This is a genomic window from Bradyrhizobium sp. Leo114 (assembly GCF_055229415.2).
In genome coordinates, this window is the sequence record NZ_JBUYEN020000165.1 from 1 (window position 1) to 1313 (window position 1313).

A 1313-nucleotide genomic window follows, 5' to 3' on the forward strand; every position below is an offset into this window, starting at 1 on the left:
TGGCTGTGGGGATGTGGGCAACGCGCAGCGTTGTCCAAGCTTCTCGCTTGCGAGAAGCGTCATATCCACAGCCTCTTCGCCGAATGCGCCGGTGACACCGGCCCGCCAGACCGCCATCGGCGCGCGGTTTTCCAGCGCCTGATGAGGGCGCTGGAAATTGTAAAACTCGATCCATCGGGCAATTCCGGCTTTGGCCTCGTGGCCATCCGAATAGCCCTTGAGATAGATGTCCTCGTATTTGAGCGAGCGCCACAGCCGCTCGATGAACACGTTGTCCATCCAGCGCCCGCGACCGTCCATCGAGATCCTGACGCCGGTGGCGGCCAGCGTGCCGGTGAAGGCGGCGCTGGTGAACTGGCTGCCCTGGTCGGTATTGTCGCGACGATGCTTCGCATCGCGCTGAGATCTCAGGCCGGCCGAAGCGTGCCAAGGCCTCTTCGAGCGCAGACACGCAGAACGATGTGTCCATCGTGTTCGACAGGCGCCAGGCCAGCACCGCACGGCTCGCCCAATCGATGATCGCCACCAGATACAGAAAGCCCTGGCCGATCGGCACATAGGTGATATCGGCCGCCCACACTTGATTCGGCCGGTCGATCGCCAGATGGCGCAGGAGATACGGGAAGATCTTGTGTCCCGGCGCCGGCTTCGTGGTTCTGGGCTTTGGTCCCAGCGCTGCGATGCCCATCTTGCGCATCAACCGCTGCACACGCTTGCGATTGATGCGACAGCCTTCGCCATTGAGCATTGCCGTCAGCCGCCGCGAGCCCAGGAACGGCCAGGCCGTGAACAGCTGATCGATCCGCCGCATCAGCTCAAGGTCGTTGTCATTGGCCGGCCGCGGCGGCCGATATACGCTCGATCGCGCAACGCTCAGCAGTTGGCATTGCCGGCGGATCGACAGACTCTCATGATCGCGCTGAAGCAATCCTCGGCGATCCGGCGCGCTCATCTTCCGGACCTCCTGGCTAAGAAATCTCGCTCGACCGTCAATTGTCCGATCTTGGCGTGGAGCTTCTCGACCTCCAGTTCGTGGGCCGCCTCGCCATCCCGACCAGCGCCCGCGTCGAACGCCCGAACCGCTTGATCCTGAAGCTGCTTCTTCCAGGCGTAAATCTGGTTCACATGCACCTGGTAGCGCTGCGCCAGATCCGTCACCGTTGATTGTTCTCGCAGCGCCTCCAAGGCGATCTTTGCCTTCAGCGCCGCGTCGATTTTCCGTCTCGTCTTCTTCATGGTCCGCTCCGTTTATCAAAACGGAACGGCATCCGCACCACCTAAGCCGCTGGTCCAAAATCCGGGGTCCACTTCAC

General features: G+C 62.0%; 1 pseudogene. It reads right to left on the minus strand.

What is annotated here, in order from left to right:
- Window positions 1-1236: pseudogene (locus ACZIRK_RS45185) on the minus strand (IS3 family transposase); the annotation flags it as partial.
- Between the last annotated feature and the right edge of the window lie 77 nt (window positions 1237-1313).